Origin of the sequence: Neorhizobium lilium, from assembly GCF_004053875.1 — a bacterium.
Classification (GTDB): domain Bacteria; phylum Pseudomonadota; class Alphaproteobacteria; order Rhizobiales; family Rhizobiaceae; genus Neorhizobium; species Neorhizobium lilii.
The window spans coordinates 42,273-64,677 of record NZ_SBIP01000007.1; the positions used below are offsets into that span (position 1 = coordinate 42,273).

Consider the following 22,405-nt stretch of genomic DNA (forward strand, 5'->3'; position numbering starts at 1 on the left):
ATGTCTCCTGACGTTGGGCCTCCTGAATCAAACGCCAAAGGTGTAGCGGAAAGCCGCTGGCTGTCCATTGTCGGATTGGGCGAAGATGGCATGGCGGGATTGGGCGAGAACGCGCGGGAGGCCATTTCCGCCGCTTCGTTCGTCTTCGGCGGCAAAAGGCACCTGGAACTGGCAGCGCCACTGATAAGAGGCGAGGCGAGGCCCTGGCCGACACCGTTTGATTCCGCCATGAACGACGTCGTGGCGCTGCGCGGAAGAAGGGTCTGCGTTCTTGCCTCGGGCGACCCCTTCTTCTTCGGCGTCGGCGTTACGCTCTCTCGACATGTTACGTCCAACGAATTTACTGCCTATCCGGCGCCCTCGGCCTTCTCGCTGGCGGCATCGAGGCTGGGCTGGCCCCTGCAGGATATCGAGACCGTGTCACTGCATGGCCGGCCGCTCGATCTCATCCGCCCACTCCTGCATCCGGGTCGGCGCATCCTTGCATTGACCTCGGATGAAAAAGGGCCGGCGGAGCTGGCGGCACTTCTGGCGTCGATCGGCTTCGGGTCCTCGCGCCTAACGGTGCTGGAAGCGCTGGGCGGTAATGCCGAGCGCATCCGGTCGGGAACGGCGGAAGAATTTGCACTGCCGGATATTCATGTGGTGAACCTCGTCGCCGTCGAAGTCATGGCCGGAGCCGGAGCCCGCATCGTCCCGCGTGGGTTCGGCCTGGACGATGCCCTCTTCGAGCATGACGGGCAGATCACCAAGCGCGAGATCCGCGCCCTGACGCTCTCCTCGCTCAGCCCGCGCCGCGGCAAACTGCTGTGGGATATCGGCGCAGGTTCGGGCTCGATAGGGATCGAATGGATGCTATCCGACCCTTCGATGAAGGCGATTGCGATCGAGGCCAATCGCGAGCGCGCCGCCCGTATCCGCCGCAATGCGGCAGCCTTCGGCGTGCCGGGCCTCGTTCTGGTGCAAGGGCAGGCCCCGACAGCGCTGATCGGCCTGCCGCAGCCGGATGCGATCTTTATCGGCGGCGGCGGCAGCGAAACGGGCGTGCTCGACGCGGCAATACGGGCGCTGACGCCCGGCGGGCGTCTTGTCGCCAACGCCGTCACGCTGGACATGGAAGCAGTTCTACTGGCTGCACAGGCGAAGCTTGGCGGCAACCTTGTCCGCATCGACATCTCCCGGGCAGCACCCGTCGGGACGATGCAGGGCTGGCGACCGGCCATGCCGGTGACACAATGGAATTGGGTAAAAGAGGGACAGACATCATGATTATTGCAGGCCTTGGATGCCGCAAGGGCAGCACGCTGAAGGAGCTTCTTTCCGCGCTCGACGCCGCCTGCGATGCGGCCCGTATTTCACGTGAATCCATTGCCGCACTCGCGACCGGGGAAATCAAGCGGGAGGAGCCAGGCATTCTTCAACTGGCCGACAAGCTGGAACTGGCGCTTCACATCATCAGCGATGATGCCCTGATGCAAGCGGAGCCCCGGACCAAGACCGTCTCCCGGCACAGCCTGGCAAAGACGCTTTCCTCCAGCCTCTCGGAAGCCGCAGCATTGGCCGCCGCCGGCGAAAACTCGGAAATCATCGTGCCGCGGCTGATCAGCCAGGGGGCAACCTGCGCCCTGGCTCAAGCCAGGCAGCAGCCATGACCGTTCACTTCATCGGCGCCGGGCCGGGGGCGGCGGACCTGATCACCGTGCGCGGACGCGATATCCTCGCCCGCTCGCCGGTCTGCCTCTATGCGGGCTCGATCATGCCGAAGGAGTTGCTGGACTATTGCCCGCCCGATGCCTGCATCATTGATACCGGTTCCCTGTCCCTGGACGAGATCGAGGCGGAATATGTCACAGCTCATCAGGCTGGCAAGGATGTGGCGCGTCTGCATTCAGGCGATCTTTCCGTCTGGAGCGCAGTGGCAGAACAAATCCGCCGCCTGGAAAAGCACGGTATCGATTACACCCTGACGCCGGGCGTGCCTTCCTTTGCCGCTGCCGCAGCTGCGCTTAGGCGCGAACTGACCATTCCCGAGGTCGCGCAAAGCCTGATCCTGACCCGGGTGTCCGGCCGGGCCTCCAAGATGCCGGATGGGGAGACGCTGACGGCTTTCGGCCGAACCGGCGCGACGCTTGCAATCCACCTGGCGATCCATGCGCTGGGCCGCATCGTGGAGGAACTGACGCCGCTTTACGGAGCGGACTGCCCCGTCGCGATCGTCGTGCGCGCCTCCTGGCCGGAAGAGCGCATCATCCGCGGCACGCTTGAGACAATCGAAGCGAAGCTTGCCGAGGAGCCCGTCGAGCGTACGGCGCTGATCTTTGTCGGCAAGGGGCTCGGCGTCTCGGATTTTGTGGAAAGCCAGCTATACAATGCCGACTATGTTCGCCGCTTCCGGCCCGGCTACGATCAGATGACATCTGACCCGGGCAAGGATCCAGAATGACTGGACGGCGTAAATTCGGTACGACCGATGAGCCGGCCCTCGCGGTCGAAGACGAGGATCTCCAGTGCGATCAGTGGGTCCGAAAGCACCTTGGCCGCCGTCTGCCAGGCAAGCGCCGCAATGCGATCGCCCAGCGCCAGACCATCCTCATGAGCGATCCCGAAGGCTTCCATGACCGTGTTTGCAGCCGCGATCCGCTGAACCAAATCCGGCCCGGCGCCGGCTTCCGCCGCAAGCCTGGCCAAGGCATCGAGGTCGGCAAGCCCGCGCTTGGAATGGACGTCGAGCATGCCCTGGGCGAGCTTGGTCATCTTGGCGACGCCGCCCGCAATCGTGACCTTTGGTATGGGGTGGTCGCGCAGATATTTGAGCATGCCGCCGACGAAATCGCCCATGTCGATGAGGGCGATTTCCGGCAAACCATGATGCAGTTCGACGGCTGTTTCCGAGGTGCTGCCGGTGGAACCGGCAATATGGATGAGACCTGCTGCACGGGCGACATCGATGCCGCGCCAGATGGAGTGGATCCAGGCAGCGCAGGAAAACGGGATGACGATGCCGGTCGTGCCGAGGATAGAAATGCCACCCATGATGCCGAGCCGGCCGTTGAGTGTCTTTTCGGCGATCTTCTCGCCGTCCGCGACGGAAATCTCCACCTCGAAATCATACTCGCTGCCAGCAACCTCTGCGATGGCCTGCGCAATCATCTTGCGCGGCACCGGATTGATTGCCGGTTCGCCCGGCGGCAGCGGCAACCCCGGCCGCGTGACCGTGCCGACGCCGAGACCGGCCTTGAAGACGATGCCGCTTCCCGGCACGCCGCGTTGAACGCGGCTCATGATCAGCGCCCCATGGGTCACGTCGGGGTCGTCTCCAGCATCCTTGACGATGCCTGCCGTGGCGTAACCCTCGCCCATCTCTTCCATGGCAAGCGCAAAAGCCGGACGCTGCCCACCGGGCAGCGTCACCTCGACCATGGAAGGAAATCTGCCGGAAAGGAGCGCCAGGCAGGCCGCTTTGCTGGCCGCCGCAGCACAGGTTCCCGTGGTCCAGCCACGGCGCAGGGTCTTGCTTTCTTGTTCGATGGCCGCTTCCATGGCGGTCTCTATAGCCCGGCCGGCTACGGTCGGCAAAAGGTTTGCGTATGCAGTTGACCGATACTCTCCATGCCCTCGTCGATGCCCCTTCCTTTGAACCGGGTCATGTCTGGCTTGCCGGCGCCGGCCCCGGTCATCCACGGTATCTGACGCTTGAAGTGGTGGACGCGCTGACCAAGGCTGACGTCATCGTCCATGACGCGCTGGTCTCGGACTCGGTCCTGTCGCTTGCCGCGACCAGTGACCTCGTCTTCGTCGGCAAGCGGGGCGGCCGACCTTCAGTGGCGCAGGAGGATATTACCGCCAAGCTGATCGAGCTGGCGCGGGCTGGAAAGCGGGTTCTGCGGCTGAAAGGCGGCGACCCCTTTATCTTCGGCCGCGGCGGCGAAGAGGCAGAGGCACTCGTCAAGGCTAGCATCCCCTTCCGCGCCCTGCCGGGCATGACCTCGGCGCTGGCGGCCCTTGCAGCTGCCAATATTCCCGCCACTATGCGGGGGCTCAGTCGCTCCGTCACCTTCGCGACAGGCCATGCCGCCGGCACGCCCAACGATCTCGACTGGAAGGCCCTGGCGAAGACCGGTGAGCCCATCATCGTCTATATGGGCGTCAGCACGATCGGAACGATTGCGGGCCTCTTGATGGAGGGTGGCCTCCCGCCCAGCACGCCTGTCGCAGTCCTGATGGCGGCCAGCACGCCCCAGGAGCGGTCGATGACGGCCACGCTCGACACAGTCGAGGCTGAAGTCACGCGTCAGAATTTCACAGCACCGGCGCTGATCGTGATCGGCAGGATCGTTTCAATGCAGGCCATTCTTTCCGGAACCGGCGCATGAGCGCCCGCGCCCTCATCATCGGCGCGCCGCGCTCCGGCTCCGGCAAGACGAGCGTGACCATCGGCCTGCTGCGAGCATTTCGGCGGCGCGGCGTGAAGGTGCGCGGCATCAAGACAGGCCCGGACTATATCGACCCCGGCTTCCACGAGGTCGCCGCCGGGCTTCCAGGGATCAACCTCGACAGCTGGGCCATGGCGCCGGACCTTTTGCGGCACATGGCACGCGAGCAGGCGCAGGATGCGGATCTGGTGCTGATCGAAAGCGCCATGGGCCTGTTCGACGGCATCCTGGGGGAGCCGAACCGGTCTGGCGCAGCATCCGATCTCGCGCGCCTTTTCGGCGTGCCGGTGCTGCTCGTGCTCGATGTATCGGGGCAGAGCCAGACGGCCGCCGCTGTCGCCTGCGGCTTCATGCACTACGATCCGGGCGTCAAGATCGCCGCTTGCATCCTCAACCGGGCCGGCAGCGAACGGCACCGCAAGCTTTCCGGCGATGCCATAGAGGCGATCGGTTTGCCGGTGGTCGGCACAGTTCTGCGCGATCCTTCGCTCGGTTTGCCGGAACGCCATCTCGGACTCGTCCAGGCCAGCGAGCATCCGGAAATGGATGCCCATATTGAAAGGCTTGCGGATGCCATGGAGCGCTCGCTCGACCTCGATGCTATCCTTGCCGCCGCACAGCCCTTCGACCTTCAGGCAGGCTCGCTGGAAAAGGCGCTGCCGCCGCCTGGCCAGCGGATCGCGCTGGCCGAGGATTCCGCTTTCACCTTCCTCTACCCGCATCTCAAGCGCCAATGGCGGGAGATGGGGGCTGAACTTGTACCCTTCTCGCCACTTGCGGACGAAGCGCCGCCGGCCGACTGCGATGTCTGCTGGCTGCCGGGCGGCTATCCCGAACTGCACGCCGGAAAGCTGGCGGCGGCTCAAAACTTCAAGGCAGGGCTAGAGGCTTTCTCGCGGACGAAACCGGTTCATGGGGAATGCGGCGGCTACATGGTGCTGGGCGAAAGCCTGGAGGACGCCGAGGGCGTGACCCATGCCATGACCGGCCTCCTCTCTCACGCCACCAGCTTTGCCAAGCGCCGGATGAACCTCGGCTACCGTCGAGTGACACTTCAAGCCCACTGCGGACTGGGCAGTGCTGGCGAGATCATCCGCGGCCATGAATTCCACTATGCCAGTATCGTGTCACTTGGCTGGGACGAGCCGGTCGCCATGATCGCGGATGGAGCCGGTCGTGATATAGGTCCCTCGGGCGGGCGCCGTGACCTTGTCAGCGGCAGCTTCTTTCACGCGATCGCCCGCGACTGAACGAAGCCGATAATACGGTGGCCGCAAAGAGGCTGCCTGGGGAGATGATTCGAAAACCGTCGCATAGGTATCACTTTATGTCGCTCAGGATGCAGCGCCTGTTGACGATCCGACCCCTAATCCTTGAAGATATCAGAGACGGCCGTTTCAAAAGAAAACGCCTGAGAGCGGATGGCCCTATCGCGTCTTGAAAGGACGGAGAACCGGCAGCAACCGGGGCATTCCCGTATGACAGGCGAGCAACGGACAAGCGGAAGAGGAAACCGCCCGGCGCTCGAAAAACGCAATGACATTCAACGATAAGGAACAGGGGAATGAACGATTTCACGAAATATCTAGCCGGCAAGGTGACCGCGGGCGGCATGAACCGGCGCGAGTTCATGGGCCGCGCAGTGGCCGCAGGCGTAACCATCTCGGCAGCGGGCGAACTTTTCGCCACCAGCGCAGCAGCGCAGACGCCCAAAAAGGGCGGCGCGCTCAAGCTTGGCCTCGAAGGCGGCGCGGCAACCGATTCAATCGATCCGGCCAAGGCCACCTCGCAGGTCATGTTTGCCGCTGTGCGCACCTGGGGCGATACGCTGGTCGAGACCCATCCGCAGACCCGCGCTCCAATGCCGGCGCTGGCCGAATCCTGGGCCACCTCGCCCGACGCCAAGATCTGGACATTCAAGATCCGCAAGGGTGTGCAGTTCCACGACGGCAAGGAAATGACCACGGACGACGTGGTTGCGACCCTGAAGCGCCACAGCGACAGCAAGACCGAATCCGGCGCCGCCGGCGTTCTGAAGTCGATCACCTCGATCGAGAACAAGGGCGGCGACCTCGTCGTGACGCTTGACTCGGGCAATGCCGATCTTCCCGCGATCTTCACCGACTATCACCTCGTCATCCAGCCGAACGGCGGCGTCGACAAGCCGACAGCCGGCGTCGGCACGGGCGCCTACAAGGTCAAAAGCTTCGAGCCCGGCGTTCGCATGACCTTCGAGAAGAACCCGAACGACTGGCGCTCCGATCGCGGCTTCGTGGATACGGTCGAGATCGTCACCATGAACGATGCCACGGCGCGCATTGCCGCCCTGTCCTCCGGCCAGGTACACTTCATCAACCGCGTCGATCCGAAGACCGTTCCGCTGCTGACGCGCTCTCCCAACGTCCAGTTGCTGACGACGGCCGGCGGCGGCCACTATGTCTTCATCATGCACTGTGACAAGGCGCCGTTCGACAATAACGATCTGCGCATGGCCCTGAAATACGCCATCGACCGCGAAGAAATGGTCAAGCGCATCCTGGGTGGTTACGGTAAGGTCGGCAACGACTTCCCCATCAACGACACCTATGCGCTCTTCCCCGAAGGCCTCGAGCAGCGCAAATACGATCCTGAAAAGGCGAAGTTCCACTACAAGAAGTCCGGCCATAGCGGCTCCGTCCTGCTACGCACCTCGGAAGTCGCCTTCCCGGGCGCCGTGGACGCCTCCGTGCTCTTCCAGCAGAGTGCCAAGAAAGCCGGCATCGAAATCGAGATCAAGCGCGAGCCGGGCGACGGCTATTGGTCGAACGTCTGGAACGTACAGCCCTTCTCCGCTTCCTACTGGGGCAGCCGGGCGACCCAAGACCAGTTCTATTCGGGTGCTTATCTCTCCACCGCCGACTGGAACGACACGAAGTTCAAGAACGAGAAGTTCGACAAGCTTCTGATCTCTGCCCGCGGCGAGCTGGACGAGAAGAAGCGCAAGGACATGTATCGCGACATGGCGATACTGGTGCGTGACGAAGGCGGCACCATCCTGCCCATGTTCAACGACTTCGTGAACGCCGGCACCAAGAAGCTGAAGGGTTACGTCAGCGATATCGGCAACGACATGTCGAACGGCTATGTCGCCACCCGCGTCTGGCTGGACGCCTGACGCCTGAACAGGAGCACAGCTCCCGATGAACTGGACCGCGGATCATACGTCCGCGGTCCGTCTCTCCGTTCAGACAGGTGGATCATGCCCCAATGTCCAATCCGACAGAGATAAAGCCCGCGGAAGCCCCTAGCCCGTCCGGCCTCAGGTTGAAGGCGCGTTTTCCGCTTCTCGCCCTGATCGCCGAGCGCCTGCTGCTATCGGTCCTGCTGCTTTTTGCCGTTTCCGTGCTGATCTTCGGAGGCGTGGAAGCCCTGCCCGGCGATTTTGCGACCACCTATCTCGGGCAGTCGGCGACACCCCAGGCCGTAGCGAACATCCGCAGCGAGCTTGGCCTCGATCGACCTCTCGTCACCCGGTACGTCTCCTGGCTAGGCGGCGCGCTACAAGGCGATTTCGGCACATCCTGGGCAAGCCGTAATTCGGTCTCCGAACAGGTCGGCAAGCGGCTTGGAAATTCGCTCTTCCTGGCGGGCTTCGCGGCGATCATCGCCGTGCCGCTGGCGGTGGGGCTCGGCATGCTGTCGGTGCATTTCCGCAACCGCATGCCGGACAAGATCATCAACGTCCTGTCGCTGGCCGCGATTTCTCTGCCGGAATTCTTCATCGGCTACCTGCTGATCCTCTATTTCGCGGTCGATTTCGGCATCGCCACCTTTCCGGCGACGGTTTACGACGGAATGGGCTTGGCCGAGCGTATCCAGACCATTGCCCTGCCGACGGCGACCCTCGTTCTCGTCGTGCTCGCCCACATGATGCGAATGACCCGCGCCGCCATCCTCTCCGTCATGTCTTCCGCCTATATGGAGACAGCCGAACTCAAGGGCCTCTCCGCCGCTCGCGCCATCGTCAAGCATGCGGCACCCAATGCGCTCGCTCCCATTATCAACGTGGTGGCACTCAATCTCGCTTATCTCGTGGTGGGCGTTGTGGTGGTCGAAGTCGTCTTCGTCTATCCCGGCATGGGTCAATACATGGTGGACGCCGTCACCGTGCGCGACATGCCGGTGGTTCAGGCCTGCGGCCTCATCTTCGCAGCGGTCTACATCCTCCTCAACATGGTGGCGGACATCCTCGCCATTGTCGCCAACCCGCGCCTGAGGCATCCGAGATGAGGCTGAGAGATATCCCCATCACCGCCTGGGTCGGCATATTTGGCATCCTGCTTGCGATCTTCTGCGCGCTCTTCGCTCCCTGGGTTGCACCCTATGGGGAAACGGAAGTGGTCGGGGGCGTCTGGCAGGAAGCGGATGCGCAGTTCTTCTTCGGCCTCGACAATCTCGGACGCGATATCCTGTCGCGGCTGATCTTCGGCGCCCGGACCACGCTGTTCGTGGCATTTGCCGCGACCCTCGTCTCCTTTTCGCTTGGCATCGTTCTGAGCTTTATTGCGGCCGTCTCCGGCGGCCTGATCGACACGGTGTTTTCGCGCTTCAACGACCTGATGATGTCGATCCCGACGCTGATCTTCGCGCTCGTCGTGCTCGCCGTCCTGCCGCAGCATATCCTGATCCTGATCCTCGTCATGGCGGTGCTGGATTCCACCCGCGTCTATCGCCTTGGACGAGCAGTGGCTCTCGATGTCGCCGTTATGGAATTCGTCGAAGCGGCTAGGCTTCGCGGCGAAGGGACGACCTGGATCATCTTCCGCGAGATCCTGCCCAATACGCTCTCGCCGCTGCTGGCGGAATTCGGCCTGCGTTTCGCCTTCGCGATCCTCTTCCTGTCCACGCTTTCCTTCCTCGGCCTCGGTATTCAACCACCGACCGCAGACTGGGGCGGCATGGTCAAGGACAACAAGGACGGCATCATCTTCGGTATCGCAGCAGCCCTGGTGCCCGGCACCGCCATCGCCGCACTCTGCATCTGCGTGAACCTGGTGGTCGACTGGTTGCTGAAGCGAACCTCCAGCCTCAAGGGAGGGCGCGGCGATGCCTGATCTTTCTTCCGGCCTTCTCTCCGTCCGCAATCTTAAGATCGAGGCCACCAGCTATCCGCCCGGCGAAGCGCCGAAGCGCATCACCATCGTCGATGGCGTTTCCTTCGATCTCGAAAAGGGCAAGGTCCTCGGGCTGATCGGCGAATCCGGCGCCGGCAAGTCCACCATCGGCCTTTCAGCTCTCGCCTACGGTCGCGGCGGCGCCGAGATTACCGGCGGCGAGGTGAACCTCAACGGCACCAACATCCTTTCCCTCGACAGGGGCGGCATCCGCAAGGTCCGCGGTGCCCGCGTCTGCTATGTGGCTCAATCGGCGGCCGCCGCATTCAACCCGGCCCACAAGCTGGGCGACCAGGTGATCGAGGCTTCGGTCAAGCACGGCCTGATGACCAAGGACGAGGCCCGCAAGCGGGCGCTCTATCTGTTCGGCGTATTGGGCCTGCCGAACCCCGAAACGTTCGGCAACCGCTTCCCGCACCAAGTCTCCGGCGGTCAGCTGCAACGTGCAATGACAGCCATGGCGCTGTGTTCCAATCCGGAACTCATCGTCTTCGATGAGCCGACGACCGCGCTGGACGTGACCACGCAGATCGACGTGCTGGCCGCCATCAAGCATGCGATCGAGGCGACGCATACGGCGGCGCTCTATATCACGCACGATCTGGCTGTCGTCGCGCAAATCTCCGATGACATCATGGTGCTGCGCTACGGCAAGACAATCGAATACGGCCCGGTCCAGCAGATCATCGAGGCCCCGACGCAGGAATACACGCGGGCGCTCGTCAATGTGCGCCAGGCGATCCGCGAGGAAGCACCTGATCAGAGCCAGGCGCTGCTGAAGGTCGAGAATGTCAGCGCGCAATATTCGAACGGCTTCAAGGTGCTGCATGACGTTTCCCTGCACCTGTGCAAGGGGCAGACACTGGCCATCGTCGGCGAATCCGGCTCGGGTAAATCCACGCTCGCCCGCGTCATCACCGGTCTTCTGCCACCGAGCGATGGAAGGATCACCTTCGAGGGGAAGCCGCTGACACCGGCGCTGAAGAACCGCAGCCGCGACGAGTTGCGCCGCATCCAGCTGATCTACCAGATGGCGGACACGGCCATGAACCCGCGCCAGACGGTGCGCGACATCATCGGCCGCCCACTGACCTTCTATGACGGGCTACGTGGAGCGGCGAAGACTGCCCGCGTCAAGGAACTTCTCGAGCAGATCGAGATGGGTACGGGCTTCGTCAATCGTTACCCGGCCGAGCTTTCCGGCGGTCAGAAGCAGCGTGTTGCGATTGCCCGGGCGCTGGCTGCCCGGCCCGAGCTGATCCTCTGCGACGAACCGACCTCTGCGCTTGACCCGCTGGTGGCGGAGGGCATCCTCAAGCTGCTGGCACGGCTGCAGGAAGAGCAGCAGCTCTCCTATGTCTTCATCACCCACGACATTGCCATTGTCCGCGCTATCGCCGATTCGGTCGCCGTCATGCACCGTGGGCGGCTCGTCCGCTTCGGTCCGAAATCGCAGGCGCTATCTCCCCCCTTTGACGACTACACGGATCTGCTGCTCAAATCGGTTCCGGAAATGAAGCTGGGCTGGCTGGAGCAGGTCCTCACCACCCGCCGCATGGAAAGTGCGGGAAACTGAAATCCATACCGAGAGTGCATCTGAAATGACCGACCGCGCCTTCACCGTCATCGATAACCAGTGGATCAGGCTGAAGGACGGCACCCGGCTTGCCGCCCGCATCTGGATGCCGGACGATGCGCAGACTGATCCGGTCCCGGCCGTGTTCGAGTTCCTGCCCTATCGCAAGCGCGACGGGACGAGCCCCCGTGACGAATCCACCTATCCCGCCTTTGCTGCGGCGGGCATTGCCGGCGTCCGCGTCGACATTCGCGGCTCGGGCGAATCGGACGGCGTGATCGACGGTGAATACACGGAACTCGAGCTCGCCAATGCCTACGAGTTGATCGCCTGGATTGCCGAGCAGCCCTGGTCGAACGGCAAGGTCGGCATGATGGGCATTTCCTGGGGCGGGTTCAATTCGCTGCAGGTGGCGGCCCTCCGCCCGCCGTCACTGAAGGCGGTGATCTCTATCGCCTCGACCACCGACCGCTATAATGACGACATCCACTACAAGAACGGCTGCCACCTGTCGGCCCAACTCTCCTGGGCGGCAACCATGCTCGCCTACCAGTCTCGGGCGCCGTATCCCGAAATCGTTGGCGAGCGCTGGATTGACATGTGGATGGAGCGGCTCGAAGCCGAACCGTTCTTCATGGAGGAATGGCTATCACACCAGCGCCGCGACGATTTCTGGAAGCACGGTTCCATCTGTGAGGACTATTCGGCGATCGAGATTCCGGCGCTTGTCATCGCCGGCTGGGCTGACGGCTACCGCAATACACCGCTGCTGACCGCCGAAGGCTTGGGCGACAAGGCAAAGGCTCTGATCGGCCCATGGGTGCACAAGTACCCGCATTTTGCCTGGCCAAAACCGCGCGCCGATTTCCTGGGCGAGGCGATCGCCTTCTGGAACCGTTGGCTGCGCGACGAGCAAAACGGCATCGATAACCTGCCTCAGGTGCGAGCCTACATCCTGGATGGACCGAAGCCAGCTCTGCGTCGCGACACCGATCCCGGTTTCTGGGTCTCCAAGACCCGCTGGAGCCCGCCGCAAAGCGAAAGCTTCTACGTCGATCAGTTCGGCGCGCTTCTGGTCGGCATGCCGACCCCCTATGCGCCGCCGCACGAAATCTATCTCAAATCGCCGCTCGATACCGGCACAGCCGCAGGCGAATGGTTCACGCTGAAGCCGGATGCGGAGCTGGCGGGCGACCAGCGCGGGGACGATGGCGGCTCTCTCGTCTTCCAGACCCCTCCGCTGACCGAACCCAAGACCTACCTCGGACGCCCTGAGCTGACGCTGACCCTGCGGGCGGATGCCGAACTCGCCAATCTGTGCGCCCGCATCGTCGATATCCATCCGGACGGCTCGGCAACGCGGGTTTCCTTCGGCGTGATCAATCTTGCCCATCGCGATGGCAATGCCGATCCGCAACCGCTCGTGCCGGGAGAAACCGTGTCCATCCGCCTGGAGCTCGACGCCTGCGGCTATCGCTTCGGCGAAGGCCACCGCCTGCGCCTGTCCTTATCGACCGCCTATTGGCCTATGGTCCTGCCGCCGCCGGTCGATCCGGGCGTCACCATCGACATTTCCTCGCTGGGACTTGCCCTGCCGCTACTCGGCGAACACGAACGCTTCGAGATGAAGCAGCCCGACAATCCTGATCCTCTGCCGAAATATAACGAGCTGGCGCCATCGGAGACCCGCCGCAGCGTGACCCGCGATCTCGCCGCCAACACAACAAGCTATATTGTCGTCGAAGACACAGGGCTTTCCGAGCATCCGGGTACGGGTCTTGCAACCCGGCAGCGACGTGAGGAAACCTGGACGATCAAGCCGGATGATCCGCTCTCCATGACCGGAACCAGCATTTGGACCTGCGACATGCAGCGTGGCGACTGGTTTGTACGGACGATTTCGACTGCCAACATCGCCTGCACCGCAACGGACTGGCTGATCAGCGCCAACGTGACAGCCTATGACGGAGAACGGCAGATCTTCGAGAAGAGTTTCGACAAGGCGATCGCTCGCGATCTGATGTGAGAAGCGGCCCGCCACGCCGATGTGAATTGACGCTAACGTCTTGCGGGACGACAGTCATGGCAATGGAGGAACTTGCCATGACGATATCGAAGCGGTTGGGACTGTGCTTTGCCTTGGGCGGAGTGCTTTTATCTGCGCCACTGGCGCTGGCGGCGGAGCGGGCGGTCCGCATCCCCGCGCCGGCAGTCGATGAAGCAGCGCATACCGGCCCCGAAACTGCCGTTTTTGCCGGCGGTTGCTTCTGGGGCGTTCAGGGCGTCTTTCAGCACGTCAGGGGCGTGACCAGCGCCGTCTCCGGCTATGCCGGTGGAGCAAAGGAGACCGCAAGCTACGAAACGGTGAGCTCCGGCAAGACCGGACATGCCGAGTCGGTGAAGGTTACCTTCGATCCGAAGGAAGTGACCTACGGCCGCCTTTTGCAGATCTTCTTCTCTGTGGCCCATAATCCGACCCAGCTGAACTATCAGGGTCCCGACCGCGGAACGCAGTATCGCTCGGCCATCTTCGTTGCCAGCGACGAACAGAAAAAGGTGGCAGACGCCTATCTGGCTCAGCTCGACGGCACGAAGACTTTTCCAGAACCGATCGTGACGAAGATTTCGGCATTGCACGGCTTTTACCCGGCCGAGGCCTATCATCAGGATTTCCTGACACTCAACCCGGACTATCCTTATATCGTCTATAACGACATGCCGAAGATCGACAGTCTCAAGGCGATCTTCCCATCCGATTTCAAGGCACAGCCTGTGCTGGTCTCCAAGGCCAAGACTTAGGCTTTTCTGGCGAAGCTACGGACGGCGTCGCAGAGGACGGCAAATGCTTCCCTCGCGCCGTCGCTCATGTGCCGGGCGCGCAGCCAGGCATGCACCATTTGCGGCTCTTCGCGCAGGCTAACTTCGACACCCGCCTGCCTCAACCGCTGCGCATAGAGATGACCGTCGTCGCGCAAGGGGTCGAAATGCGCGACAGTGATGTATGCGGGTGGCAGTCCATCGAGCGTAGCTGCCATGAGCGGATGCGCAATCAGCTCGTCCGCCGGCGCCTTGAGGATGTCGCGGTAATAGGCAACATCGGCCGTCGAAAGCCCCGGCGCATGCGCCATTTCCTGGTAGGACCCGGTTCGCAGATCGCCGCCGAGCGGGGGATAGATGAGGACCTGACCCACCACGCCTTCAAGTCCCTCCTCCCGCGCCCGCAGAGCAAGCCCGGCCGCCAGGTTGCCACCGGCACTGTCGCCGACCAGCACGACCTTGCTTCCATCGGCCAGCAGCTGCTTGAGGACGGCAAAGCAGTCATTCGTCTGGGCCGGCCAGACATGCTCCGGCGCGAGCGGGTAATCGACCGCAACAAGCCGAGCACCGGCGTAAGCGGCGATTTCCGCGCAGATCGCATGGTGGCTATCGAGAGACCCGACGACGAAACCGCCGCCGTGGAGGTAAAGGAGGACGGTGTCCGTCTCCACCTGGGCGGGGAGGTAGCGGCGGACCGGCACGACCAGCATCTCGTCCTGGAACGTCATACCCTCCGGTAGCGGCTGGTCGAAGCGGGCACACAACGCATCATACCAGGCACGTTGCTGTCCGATAGACGCATCGACGGCATCGGGTGGATAGAAACTATCGCAAATCCTCAGAAATTCGAGGATACCTGCTTCCTGAGGAAACGGCCTTGTCGCAGCTTTTTCGGTCATACCGGCTTCCGCATGGAATCGATTTCATTCAGCCTAAGATGGGAAACTGATGCATGCAACGGTCTGCGCCGACGCGACCTCGGTCGAAAACCCATCCCGCAGCGCAGGTGGACTTGGCAAACGGGCGTGAGTGTGAACGCTATGGCGCAGTCGCCCGACGCATCCTGCCTTCAACGATCTTTGAATCGAAAGGTGGGAAATTTTTCTTGACACAGCGGGTCTCCTTTCTCAAAAAGAAGATACTAACGCTCACCTTTCCAGGTTGATCGAAAATGCTGGTCTGTAGCTGCAATTACATCACCGACAAGGACATCCGCAACACGATCATCGAGCTTCTCGATGAGGACTGTTGGCAGTTGATCGTTCCGTCCAAAGTCTATCATGCCATGGCGAAACGTGGGCGCTGCTGCGGTTGCTTTCCTAATGTGGTCGAATTGATTATTCGCACCACGGAAGAGTATCATGCTCACCGGCACTCGACGGAAGCCGAGCTTGTCGTTTATATGTCCCGCCTGAAGCAATTCCATGAAGAAAACAGGAGAGTGGACATTGAAAGGCGACTTAAGGGTCATCGAGCGGCTTAACGAGGCTTTGTTTCTCGAGCTTGGCGCGGTCAATCAATATTGGCTGCATTATCGGCTGCTTTCCGACTGGGGCTATGCCAAGTTGGCCAAGAAGGAACGCGCCGAATCCATCGAAGAGATGCAGCACGCCGACCGGCTGATCGATCGCATCATCTTCCTTGAGGGCCACCCCAACCTCCAGACGCTTGCGCCGCTTCGAATCGGCCAGACCGTGAAGGAAGTGCTGGAAGCCGATCTCGCCGGTGAATACGACGCCCGCACGGCCTATAAGGCCTCCCGTGACGTCTGTCATGACGCCGGCGACTATGTCTCGATGAAGCTGTTCGAGCAGTTGCTGGCAGACGAGGAAGGCCATATCGACTTCCTGGAAACCCAGCTCGAGTTGCTGGGCAAAATCGGCGAGGAGCGCTACGGCCTTCTCAATGCCGAGTCCGCCGACGCCGCTGAATAACTTTCAGCCAAAGCCCGGAGCGACCGTTCCGGGCTTTGCTTTGAAAGCTGATGGCGCGGCTGTGGTCAGGCCGCAGCTTGTGCGAGATGCGCAAACTCGGCTACGACCTGATCATACACTGCGCGTTTGAACGGTACGATCCGTTGCGGCAGTTCGGCCATCGGCTTCCATTCCCAGACATCGAATTCCGCCTGGTGTCCTCCCGGCGGCGGGTTGATGGCGATTTCGCTTTCATCCCCTTCGAAGCGGAAGGCGAACCAGCGCTGGGTCTGGCCCCTATATTTTCCTTTTAACCCGATTCCAATCAGATGCGGCGGCAGATCGTAGTTGATCCAGTCGCGCGACTGCGCCAGCAATGTCACCGAGCGCATGCCGGTCTCTTCATAGAGTTCTCGGTAGGCGGCCGGCAGAGCATCTTCGCCCTTGTCGATGCCGCCCTGCGGCATCTGCCAGAGCTGGGGCGAGCCGTCATACTCGCTGTTCCCTTCGGCGATGCGGCGCCCCGCCCAGACCAATCCTTGGCTGTTCAGCACCATGATGCCGACGCATGGCCGGTAGGGCAGATCTTCCGCCTTGAGCGGCTTGTCGTTCTTCTTGCTCACCTGAGATCTCCATTTTGGGCTGGAACGCTTTCCCGGGCGAGTGCGGAAACCCCGACGATCTCGATCCCTCTCTGGCTCGCTTCCTCGCTCCACTGCCTGATGGCCGTAATGCTCTCGTCAAAAGCCGACGCCACTCCGATTGCAACCCCCTTGCGATTCGCGATTCGCTCGAGCTCGTCCATCTTTTTCAGGATGGCATCCGCCTGCAACTGGCCGTCCAGGGTCAAATCCGCGAAGGCATGCGGCAGGTTCAGAGCCTTGGATATGGTTTCGGTTTTCGACTGGGCCGCGGTGCCGTCATCCAGGAAAAGCAGCCCACGCCGGCTCACGTCACGCAGTACCGGCTCCAGCGCCTTGATGTCGGACAGATAGCGGCCACCCTGATAGTTCATGATGCCCGTATAGTTGGTGATCTGTCCCATGGCTTCATGGAGACGGACCAAATTGTCTTTGGTCGAGGCTTTAGTCAGCAGCGTCCCAGAACCCGCGTCATTTTCTTGCAGATCGTAAGGCTCGAACGGAACCTGCAGCAGAATTTCATGCCCGTTTCGGCGCGCTTCCTGCATCCAGCGTTGCAGGCTGTTGCCACTCGAAGCGAAGGCCAAAGTCACGGATGGGGGCAATTGCCGGATTGCGTTTTGCGTGCCCGTCTGGCTAAGCCCCAGGCCGCCGACAACGATCGCGATTCGGGTGCCACGTGCGCCGGACCATGGGCGCCCATACTGGTCCATCGGACGCGTTCCGTCTGCGCCGAGAATCGGCAGCCGCCCTTGTGGTGTATCCTCCAGCAAAGCCTCGTTGGGCTGAGCGGCCAGTCGAGGATCCTGGCCGATGCGTTGCGCATCGATCAGGACCGGCCCGCCAGCATCGCGCTGGCGCGGCGTATATTTGGTGACGACGGAGCCGTCGTCGGTAAGGGTGCGCTCCACATGTGCTCCCGAATTGGGATTGGAGCGTGCCATGCCCGCGTCGGGAGTATTGGACGTCGCTGCTGATTGGGAAATCGATGGCGGAGGCTGATCTCCAGCCAGGGATGGGGCGGGCAGGGGAATTGCCGCCGCCTGCTGCAGCGCCTTGTCGGGCCGCATCGCATAGATCGAAAGTCCGGAGACGACTAAGACGCCTAAGATCCCGATCAGGAAGGATGGGCGCCAGAGTCTTGGGCGTCTTCGCGCCGCCGGCCGGTCTCGTCCGAGAGGTGCGCGGAGATCGGTGCCCAAGATATACCCGGTTCAAATATTCAGGAGGGAGTTTGGTATCGGAGGCGATGTCTGCCGCCTCCGATACGCGATCGATCAGTTCTTCTTGACGGCCGCTGCGGCCTTGTCGGGGCTGGGCGGGAAGGACGGGTCCGTCTTGGCGCCATGGAAGAGGTCCAGCGCGTAGTTGAGCTGAAGGTCGTCTTTGGCTTCCGGCGGCACATAGGCCGTTGAGCCCGAACCTTCGTCCGTTTCCGCAGCGCCCTGGATATGGCCCTTCAGGCTGGATTCGCCCTCTGCCTTCACCTTGCCCTGAAGCTCCGGCGGCAGTGGCTGTTCGACCTTGATGTCCGGGTTGATGCCCGTGCCCTGGATCGACTTGCCCGACGGCGTGTAGTACAGCGCGGTCGTCAGACGCAGCGCACCTGCGTCGCCCAGCGGGATAATCGTCTGCACGGAACCCTTGCCGAAGGAGCGCGTACCGACCACGGTTGCCCTCTTCAGATCCTGCAATGCGCCGGCAACGATTTCGGAGGCCGAAGCCGAGCCGCCGTTCACGAGCACGATCACCGGCTTGCCATCGGTCAGATCGCCGGGGCCTGCATTGAAGCGTCGCGTTTCTTCCGGGTTGCGGCCGCGGGTCGATACGACCTCGCCACGTTCCAGGAAGGCATCGGATACGTTGATTGCCTGATCCAGAAGACCGCCAGGGTTCAGGCGCAGGTCGAGAACATAGCCCTTGAGCTTGTCGGCCGGTACATCGGCCTTGATCTTCTTGATGGCCTTTTCCAGGTCGTCGTAGGTCTTCTCGGTAAACGAGATGACGCGCACGTAACCGACATCACCCGCTTCGACGCGTGACTTCACGGCCCGAACGGCGATGATATCACGCACGACCGTGATTTCGATCGGCTTGTCGGCGCCCTGGCGAATCACTGTCAGCTTAATAGGCGTGTTGACCGGCCCGCGCATCTTCTCGACGGCGTCCTCAAGCTTGAGGCCGCGCACGGCCTGGCCATCGATTTCCGAGATGAAGTCACCGGCAAGAACGCCAGCCTTGGCTGCGGGTGTATCGTCGATCGGCGTGATGACCTTGACCAGCTCGTTTTCCATGGTCACTTCGATACCGAGACCGCCGAATTCGCCACGCGTCTGCGTGCGCATGTCTTCGGCATCCTTGGCATTCATGAAGCTGGAATGGGGATCCAGCGAGGTCAGCATGCCGTTGATGGCATTCTCGACCAGCTTCTCTTCGTCCGGCGGCGTCACGTACTGGGCGCGAACCCGCTCGAATACATCGCCGAAGATCGACAGCTCCTTGTAGGTCGATGCCCCTGCTGCCTGGGCGGGTACGCCGGCAGAATAAATCACGCTCATCGCCGTGGCGCCCATGAGTGCACCCACGATGACGAGAGAAGCCCTACGAATCATTTCGTGCCCTTCCAGTTTCTTTCGCGGTCCACCATGGCTTGGAATCAACCGGGGTGCCGTCTTTTCGGAATTCAATGTAAAGCGTCGGACGATCAGTTTCCAGCGCCAACGCAGTCGCGCTTGCTACTCTTTTCTCACCCATTACAGCAATCGGCTCGCCTGCAAACACAAACTTGCCCTGCCGCGCATTAACCTTGTCCATCCCGGTCAAGACGAGATGATATCCGTCGCCGGTATTGAGGATGATCATCTGGCCATAGCTCCTGAAAGCGCCGGCGAAAACGACAAGTCCATCCGCCGGTGCCGTCACGACCGCCCCAGGATTGGACGCAATGGTAATCCCCCTCGCAGGATGGCCGGTCCCGTCGGCATCGCCAAACCAACGTACGACATCGCCGGCAATGGGGAGCTCCAGCTTTTGCTTGAGGCTTGAAAACGCGTATGCGGGCGCAATGCGGTTTTTGTCAGGCACACCGCTTTCAGCCAGTTGGCGGGCTTTTTCGCGCTCTGCTTCGGAAAGAAGCTTCTGCCTTTCCTCCTCGGCGCGGGTGCGGTCTATCCCCTCGCGAACGGACGCGATCTGCCCCTCCAGCGTCTGGATCAGATCCTGGAGCGAGGTTGCGCGACCCGCAAGTTCCGCAGACCGAGCCTGTTCCGCCTGCAGGTCCTGGATCTTCTGGTTGTTCAGCTTGTCGTTTTCAGCAAGAAGGAGGTTCATGCGCCGCTCCTCCTCGATGCTCGACGCGATCGTCTGGGTGACGTTTTCCTTTTCCTGGAGCGCAGCCGCCTGAAGCGAGGAAAGGGACTGCAGATCGCCCACCAGCTTGTCGGCTTCCGAGCGCATGCCGGGTACGACGGCGCCGAGCAGGATCGCACTACGCACGGATGCCAGCGCATCTTCCGGCGTCACCAGCAAGGCAGGAGGTGGATTGCGCCCCATGCGCTCAAGCGCGGCCAAAACTTCGGAAAGCACGGCGCGCCGGCCCCGTAAAGAGGTGCGGATCGCATCTTCGCGGACCTTGAGGTTCGCAAGCGTCTCCTCGCTCTTCATGATCTTGTTCTGCAGATCCTTGCGACGGGCGGCCGACTCGATCAGCGCCTGCCTCACATCCGCAGAGTTCTTCTTGATGGACGCAATGTTCTGCTCGATAGACGAGATCTTGCCGGCCGACAGTTGCATGGTCTTGGCCAGAACCTCCAGCTCGCCACGGGTCTCGTTACGCTTGCCTTGAAGATCCGCCGTCGGATCGACTGCTATAGGCGGCGCGGGTTGCAGCGAAGGTGTGTTCTCTTGTGCGAGGGCACGTGGGACACTGCCGGGAGGGTAGAGCGCATAGCCAGCCGTCACTGCCAAACATAGCAGCGCCTTTCCGGCCAAACTTGCTCCTCTGGTGTTCATCCACGCCCCGATACTTGCCGGATAAAGATAAAATTAAGCTGATTTGGCCGGCAAGGCCAGGAACAACATCGTGTTCAATGGTTAACGAACGGTTTCAGGCACGATGATAGGGGTGGCCGGAGAGGATCGTCACGGCCCGATAGAGCTGTTCGGCGATAAGGATACGAACAAGTTGATGCGGCCATGTCATGGAGCCAAGGTTCAGGACCAAATCGGCGCGTGCGCGCAATTCGGGGTCCAGGCCATCCGCGCCGCCGATGGCAATCATCAGGTCCCGCTTGCCGCTATCGCGATGGCGACCAAGCAAACTGGCAAAGGCTTCGCTGTCGAGCGTCTTGCCACGCTCATCGAGAAGAACAAGGATTGATCCCTCCAGAAGCGCTTTTTCCAGAGCGGAGCCTTCCTCTTTCTTACGCGTCTCGGCATTCGATGCGCGGCTTTCGGGGATTTCGATAGACCGCGAAAATTCCAAACCAACCGCAGGCCCAGTTTTTGCAAAGCGATCCAGGTATCGGGAGGCAAGTTCCTTCTCCGGTCCGGTTTTGAGCCGTCCCACGGCGAAAAGGCTTATTCGCATGTCCCCACGTCCGTCATTTGGCGATCAAGACTTCTTACGGCGGATATCACACCGCCGCCGCTTCAGGATCAACCATGTTGTCGGCGTCAGGACAAGCCTGACAGCCCGTTAATGCAAGACGGTCCCGTCTTCGATATCCGGAGCGGCCCACATCTTCTCGATGTTGTAGATCTCGCGGATTTCCGGACGGAAGACGTGGACGATGATATCGCCCGCATCGATCAGCACCCAGTCGCCGTTTTCGAGACCTTCGACCCGGGCATTGCCCAGACCGTCGTCCTTCATGTCGGTAACCAGGTGTTCGCTGATGGCCATGACATGACGGTTAGATCGTCCGGTTACAACGACCATATAGTCGCCCAGCGCCGATTTTCCCGCGATGTTGATGGTGACGATATCTTCGGCTTTGGAATCCTCAAGGCTTGCGAGGATCAGGTCGAGAGCGCGGGCGGCGGCATCGGCGCCACGTTCCATGCTCTGCGGGATGACGGAAACCGTCTTTCCCTTGGCGTGTACTGTTGTCAGAGTTTTCCCTTTCAAGGTAACAGCAACATGCACTCAAAGGCGAATCCGCTTCTGGCGCGGCCGCCTAACGAAGGTGGCACCGAATCGTTCATTTTTCAAGATATGTGTTGATGACGTGGGCTCAATGCTCGCTGCCGCAGGATCAGCCTTCCTCCGTCCCTTTCGCGCGCAGGGCCGTTGAGCTCAAGGTCGAGCGTGGGCCGTGGATGAAGGTCCAGGCAGGCGCCTGACGCTTCCACAAGACACCTGCATCGTCCTCGTCTATTCGTGCATTGGCCAAGGCTCGCGCCATCTGCGACGACAGGAAGGAGAGCGTCGCGCCGGGTCGGTCTATGACCGCGATCGGGAAGGTTGCTGCGATCTCCCGCCATTTCTGCCACAGGTGAAAGGTCTTGAGGCTATCGGCGCCCATGATCCAGATGAAATGGACGTGGGGATTACGAGCTTTCACGAAGGCAAGCGTCTCGGCTGTGTAGGATGTGCCCAGCGTTTGCTCGAAGGCGGTGATCTTGATGCGCGGATCGTGGACAAGCCGCTCGCTTTGCGCGAGGCGGTCCGGAAGCGATGCAAGCTCTCTGCGGCTTTTCAATGGGTTTCCCGGCGTCACCATCCACCAGAGCTGATCTAGGCGCAGTCGTCGTATGGCGATTTCGGACACCAGAACATGGCCTTCATGGGGCGGATTGAAGGACCCGCCAAACAGCCCGACGGCCATGCCCCGCTCGGCATGGGGCATGGACTGGTATCGGCGATCGATCT

At 61.7% G+C, this 22,405-nt stretch carries 22 protein-coding genes; 13 read left to right on the plus strand and 9 right to left on the minus strand.

The features are described from left to right. From cbiE to cobM, 3 genes are read left to right on the plus strand one after another with little or no spacing between them, the layout of a single operon-like run. Window positions 1-1,269 carry a precorrin-6y C5,15-methyltransferase (decarboxylating) subunit CbiE gene (gene cbiE, locus EPK99_RS23890; protein WP_245582557.1) on the plus strand — a complete coding sequence of 423 codons (1,269 nt, stop codon included), beginning with the start codon at window positions 1-3 and terminating at the stop codon, window positions 1,267-1,269. Beyond that, the gene (locus tag EPK99_RS23895) at window positions 1,266-1,652 is read left to right on the plus strand and encodes a cobalamin biosynthesis protein (protein WP_164901878.1); all 387 of its coding nucleotides are present in this window, start codon (window positions 1,266-1,268) and stop codon (window positions 1,650-1,652) included. The genes cbiE and EPK99_RS23895 overlap by 4 nt, the downstream gene beginning before the upstream one ends. Further along, window positions 1,649-2,443, plus strand: coding sequence for a precorrin-4 C(11)-methyltransferase (cobM, locus tag EPK99_RS23900; protein ID WP_128445606.1), 795 nt, complete (start codon window positions 1,649-1,651; stop codon window positions 2,441-2,443). The genes EPK99_RS23895 and cobM overlap by 4 nt, the downstream gene beginning before the upstream one ends. On the opposite strand, the gene EPK99_RS23905 is transcribed toward cobM, so the two are convergent. Next, complete coding sequence (locus EPK99_RS23905) at window positions 2,407-3,528, minus strand: cobalt-precorrin-5B (C(1))-methyltransferase (protein WP_164901885.1); 1,122 nt, start codon at window positions 3,526-3,528, stop codon at window positions 2,407-2,409. The two genes, cobM and EPK99_RS23905, sit on opposite strands and share 37 nt — an antisense overlap. 59 nt (window positions 3,529-3,587) lie before the next feature. On the opposite strand from EPK99_RS23905, the gene cobA reads away from it, so the two are divergent. From cobA to msrA, 8 genes are all read left to right on the plus strand, one after another. Then, window positions 3,588-4,373, plus strand: coding sequence for a uroporphyrinogen-III C-methyltransferase (gene cobA, locus EPK99_RS23910; RefSeq protein ID WP_128445608.1), 786 nt, complete (start codon window positions 3,588-3,590; stop codon window positions 4,371-4,373). Beyond that, window positions 4,370-5,683 (plus strand): cobyrinic acid a,c-diamide synthase CobB, encoded by a 1,314-nt coding sequence (locus EPK99_RS23915; protein ID WP_128445609.1) that lies wholly within the window; start codon window positions 4,370-4,372, stop codon window positions 5,681-5,683. Before cobA ends, EPK99_RS23915 begins: the two co-directional genes overlap by 4 nt. 314 nt (window positions 5,684-5,997) lie before the next feature. Further along, the gene (locus EPK99_RS23920) at window positions 5,998-7,587 is read left to right on the plus strand and encodes an ABC transporter substrate-binding protein (protein ID WP_128445610.1); all 1,590 of its coding nucleotides are present in this window, start codon (window positions 5,998-6,000) and stop codon (window positions 7,585-7,587) included. 92 nt (window positions 7,588-7,679) lie between these two features. Continuing rightward, window positions 7,680-8,702, plus strand: a complete 1,023-nt coding sequence (locus EPK99_RS23925; RefSeq protein WP_128445611.1) for an ABC transporter permease — start codon at window positions 7,680-7,682, stop codon at window positions 8,700-8,702. Continuing rightward, entirely contained in the window at window positions 8,699-9,526 is an 828-nt protein-coding gene (locus EPK99_RS23930) for an ABC transporter permease (RefSeq protein WP_128445612.1), read from the plus strand. The genes EPK99_RS23925 and EPK99_RS23930 overlap by 4 nt, the downstream gene beginning before the upstream one ends. Beyond that, complete coding sequence (locus EPK99_RS23935; protein ID WP_128445613.1) at window positions 9,519-11,162, plus strand: ABC transporter ATP-binding protein; 1,644 nt, start codon at window positions 9,519-9,521, stop codon at window positions 11,160-11,162. The genes EPK99_RS23930 and EPK99_RS23935 overlap by 8 nt, the downstream gene beginning before the upstream one ends. Before the next feature lie 25 nt (window positions 11,163-11,187). Further along, entirely contained in the window at window positions 11,188-13,188 is a 2,001-nt protein-coding gene (locus EPK99_RS23940; RefSeq protein WP_128445614.1) for a CocE/NonD family hydrolase, read from the plus strand. Between the two features lie 77 nt (window positions 13,189-13,265). Further along, on the plus strand, window positions 13,266-13,961 hold the full coding sequence (msrA, locus tag EPK99_RS23945) for a peptide-methionine (S)-S-oxide reductase MsrA (RefSeq protein WP_128445615.1): 696 nt from the start codon (window positions 13,266-13,268) through the stop codon (window positions 13,959-13,961). Here the strand turns inward: msrA and EPK99_RS23950 are convergent. After that, on the minus strand, window positions 13,958-14,878 hold the full coding sequence (locus tag EPK99_RS23950; protein ID WP_128445616.1) for an alpha/beta hydrolase: 921 nt from the start codon (window positions 14,876-14,878) through the stop codon (window positions 13,958-13,960). The genes msrA and EPK99_RS23950 overlap by 4 nt on opposite strands. 272 nt (window positions 14,879-15,150) lie before the next feature. Between EPK99_RS23950 and EPK99_RS25840 the strand changes: the two genes are divergently transcribed. Together EPK99_RS25840 and bfr are read left to right on the plus strand one after the other, a co-directional pair. After that, window positions 15,151-15,462: a (2Fe-2S)-binding protein gene (locus tag EPK99_RS25840; protein ID WP_128445617.1), complete on the plus strand. Its 312-nt coding sequence runs from the start codon at window positions 15,151-15,153 to the stop codon at window positions 15,460-15,462. Continuing rightward, window positions 15,428-15,913: a bacterioferritin gene (gene bfr / locus EPK99_RS23960; protein WP_128445717.1), complete on the plus strand. Its 486-nt coding sequence runs from the start codon at window positions 15,428-15,430 to the stop codon at window positions 15,911-15,913. Before EPK99_RS25840 ends, bfr begins: the two co-directional genes overlap by 35 nt. Window positions 15,914-15,978: 65 nt before the next feature. On the opposite strand, the gene EPK99_RS23965 is transcribed toward bfr, so the two are convergent. The 7 genes from EPK99_RS23965 to EPK99_RS23995 form a co-directional block, all read right to left on the minus strand. Continuing rightward, window positions 15,979-16,515, minus strand: a complete 537-nt coding sequence (locus tag EPK99_RS23965; RefSeq protein WP_128445618.1) for an RNA pyrophosphohydrolase — start codon at window positions 16,513-16,515, stop codon at window positions 15,979-15,981. Further along, entirely contained in the window at window positions 16,512-17,735 is a 1,224-nt protein-coding gene (locus tag EPK99_RS23970; protein WP_128445619.1) for a divergent polysaccharide deacetylase family protein, read from the minus strand. Before EPK99_RS23970 ends, EPK99_RS23965 begins: the two co-directional genes overlap by 4 nt. A 75-nt stretch (window positions 17,736-17,810) precedes the next feature. After that, on the minus strand, window positions 17,811-19,145 hold the full coding sequence (locus tag EPK99_RS23975; RefSeq protein WP_128445620.1) for a S41 family peptidase: 1,335 nt from the start codon (window positions 19,143-19,145) through the stop codon (window positions 17,811-17,813). Further along, window positions 19,135-20,544 (minus strand): murein hydrolase activator EnvC family protein, encoded by a 1,410-nt coding sequence (locus tag EPK99_RS23980; protein ID WP_128445621.1) that lies wholly within the window; start codon window positions 20,542-20,544, stop codon window positions 19,135-19,137. Before EPK99_RS23980 ends, EPK99_RS23975 begins: the two co-directional genes overlap by 11 nt. Before the next feature lie 94 nt (window positions 20,545-20,638). Next, complete coding sequence (gene rlmH, locus EPK99_RS23985) at window positions 20,639-21,121, minus strand: 23S rRNA (pseudouridine(1915)-N(3))-methyltransferase RlmH (protein ID WP_128445622.1); 483 nt, start codon at window positions 21,119-21,121, stop codon at window positions 20,639-20,641. Window positions 21,122-21,229: 108 nt separating this feature from the next. Further along, a complete protein-coding gene (gene rsfS / locus EPK99_RS23990; protein ID WP_128445623.1) occupies window positions 21,230-21,679 on the minus strand; it encodes a ribosome silencing factor in 450 nt (149 codons plus the stop codon). Window positions 21,680-21,788: 109 nt separating this feature from the next. Further along, on the minus strand, window positions 21,789-22,382 hold the full coding sequence (locus EPK99_RS23995; RefSeq protein ID WP_128445718.1) for a nicotinate-nucleotide adenylyltransferase: 594 nt from the start codon (window positions 22,380-22,382) through the stop codon (window positions 21,789-21,791). Window positions 22,383-22,405 lie beyond the last annotated feature (23 nt).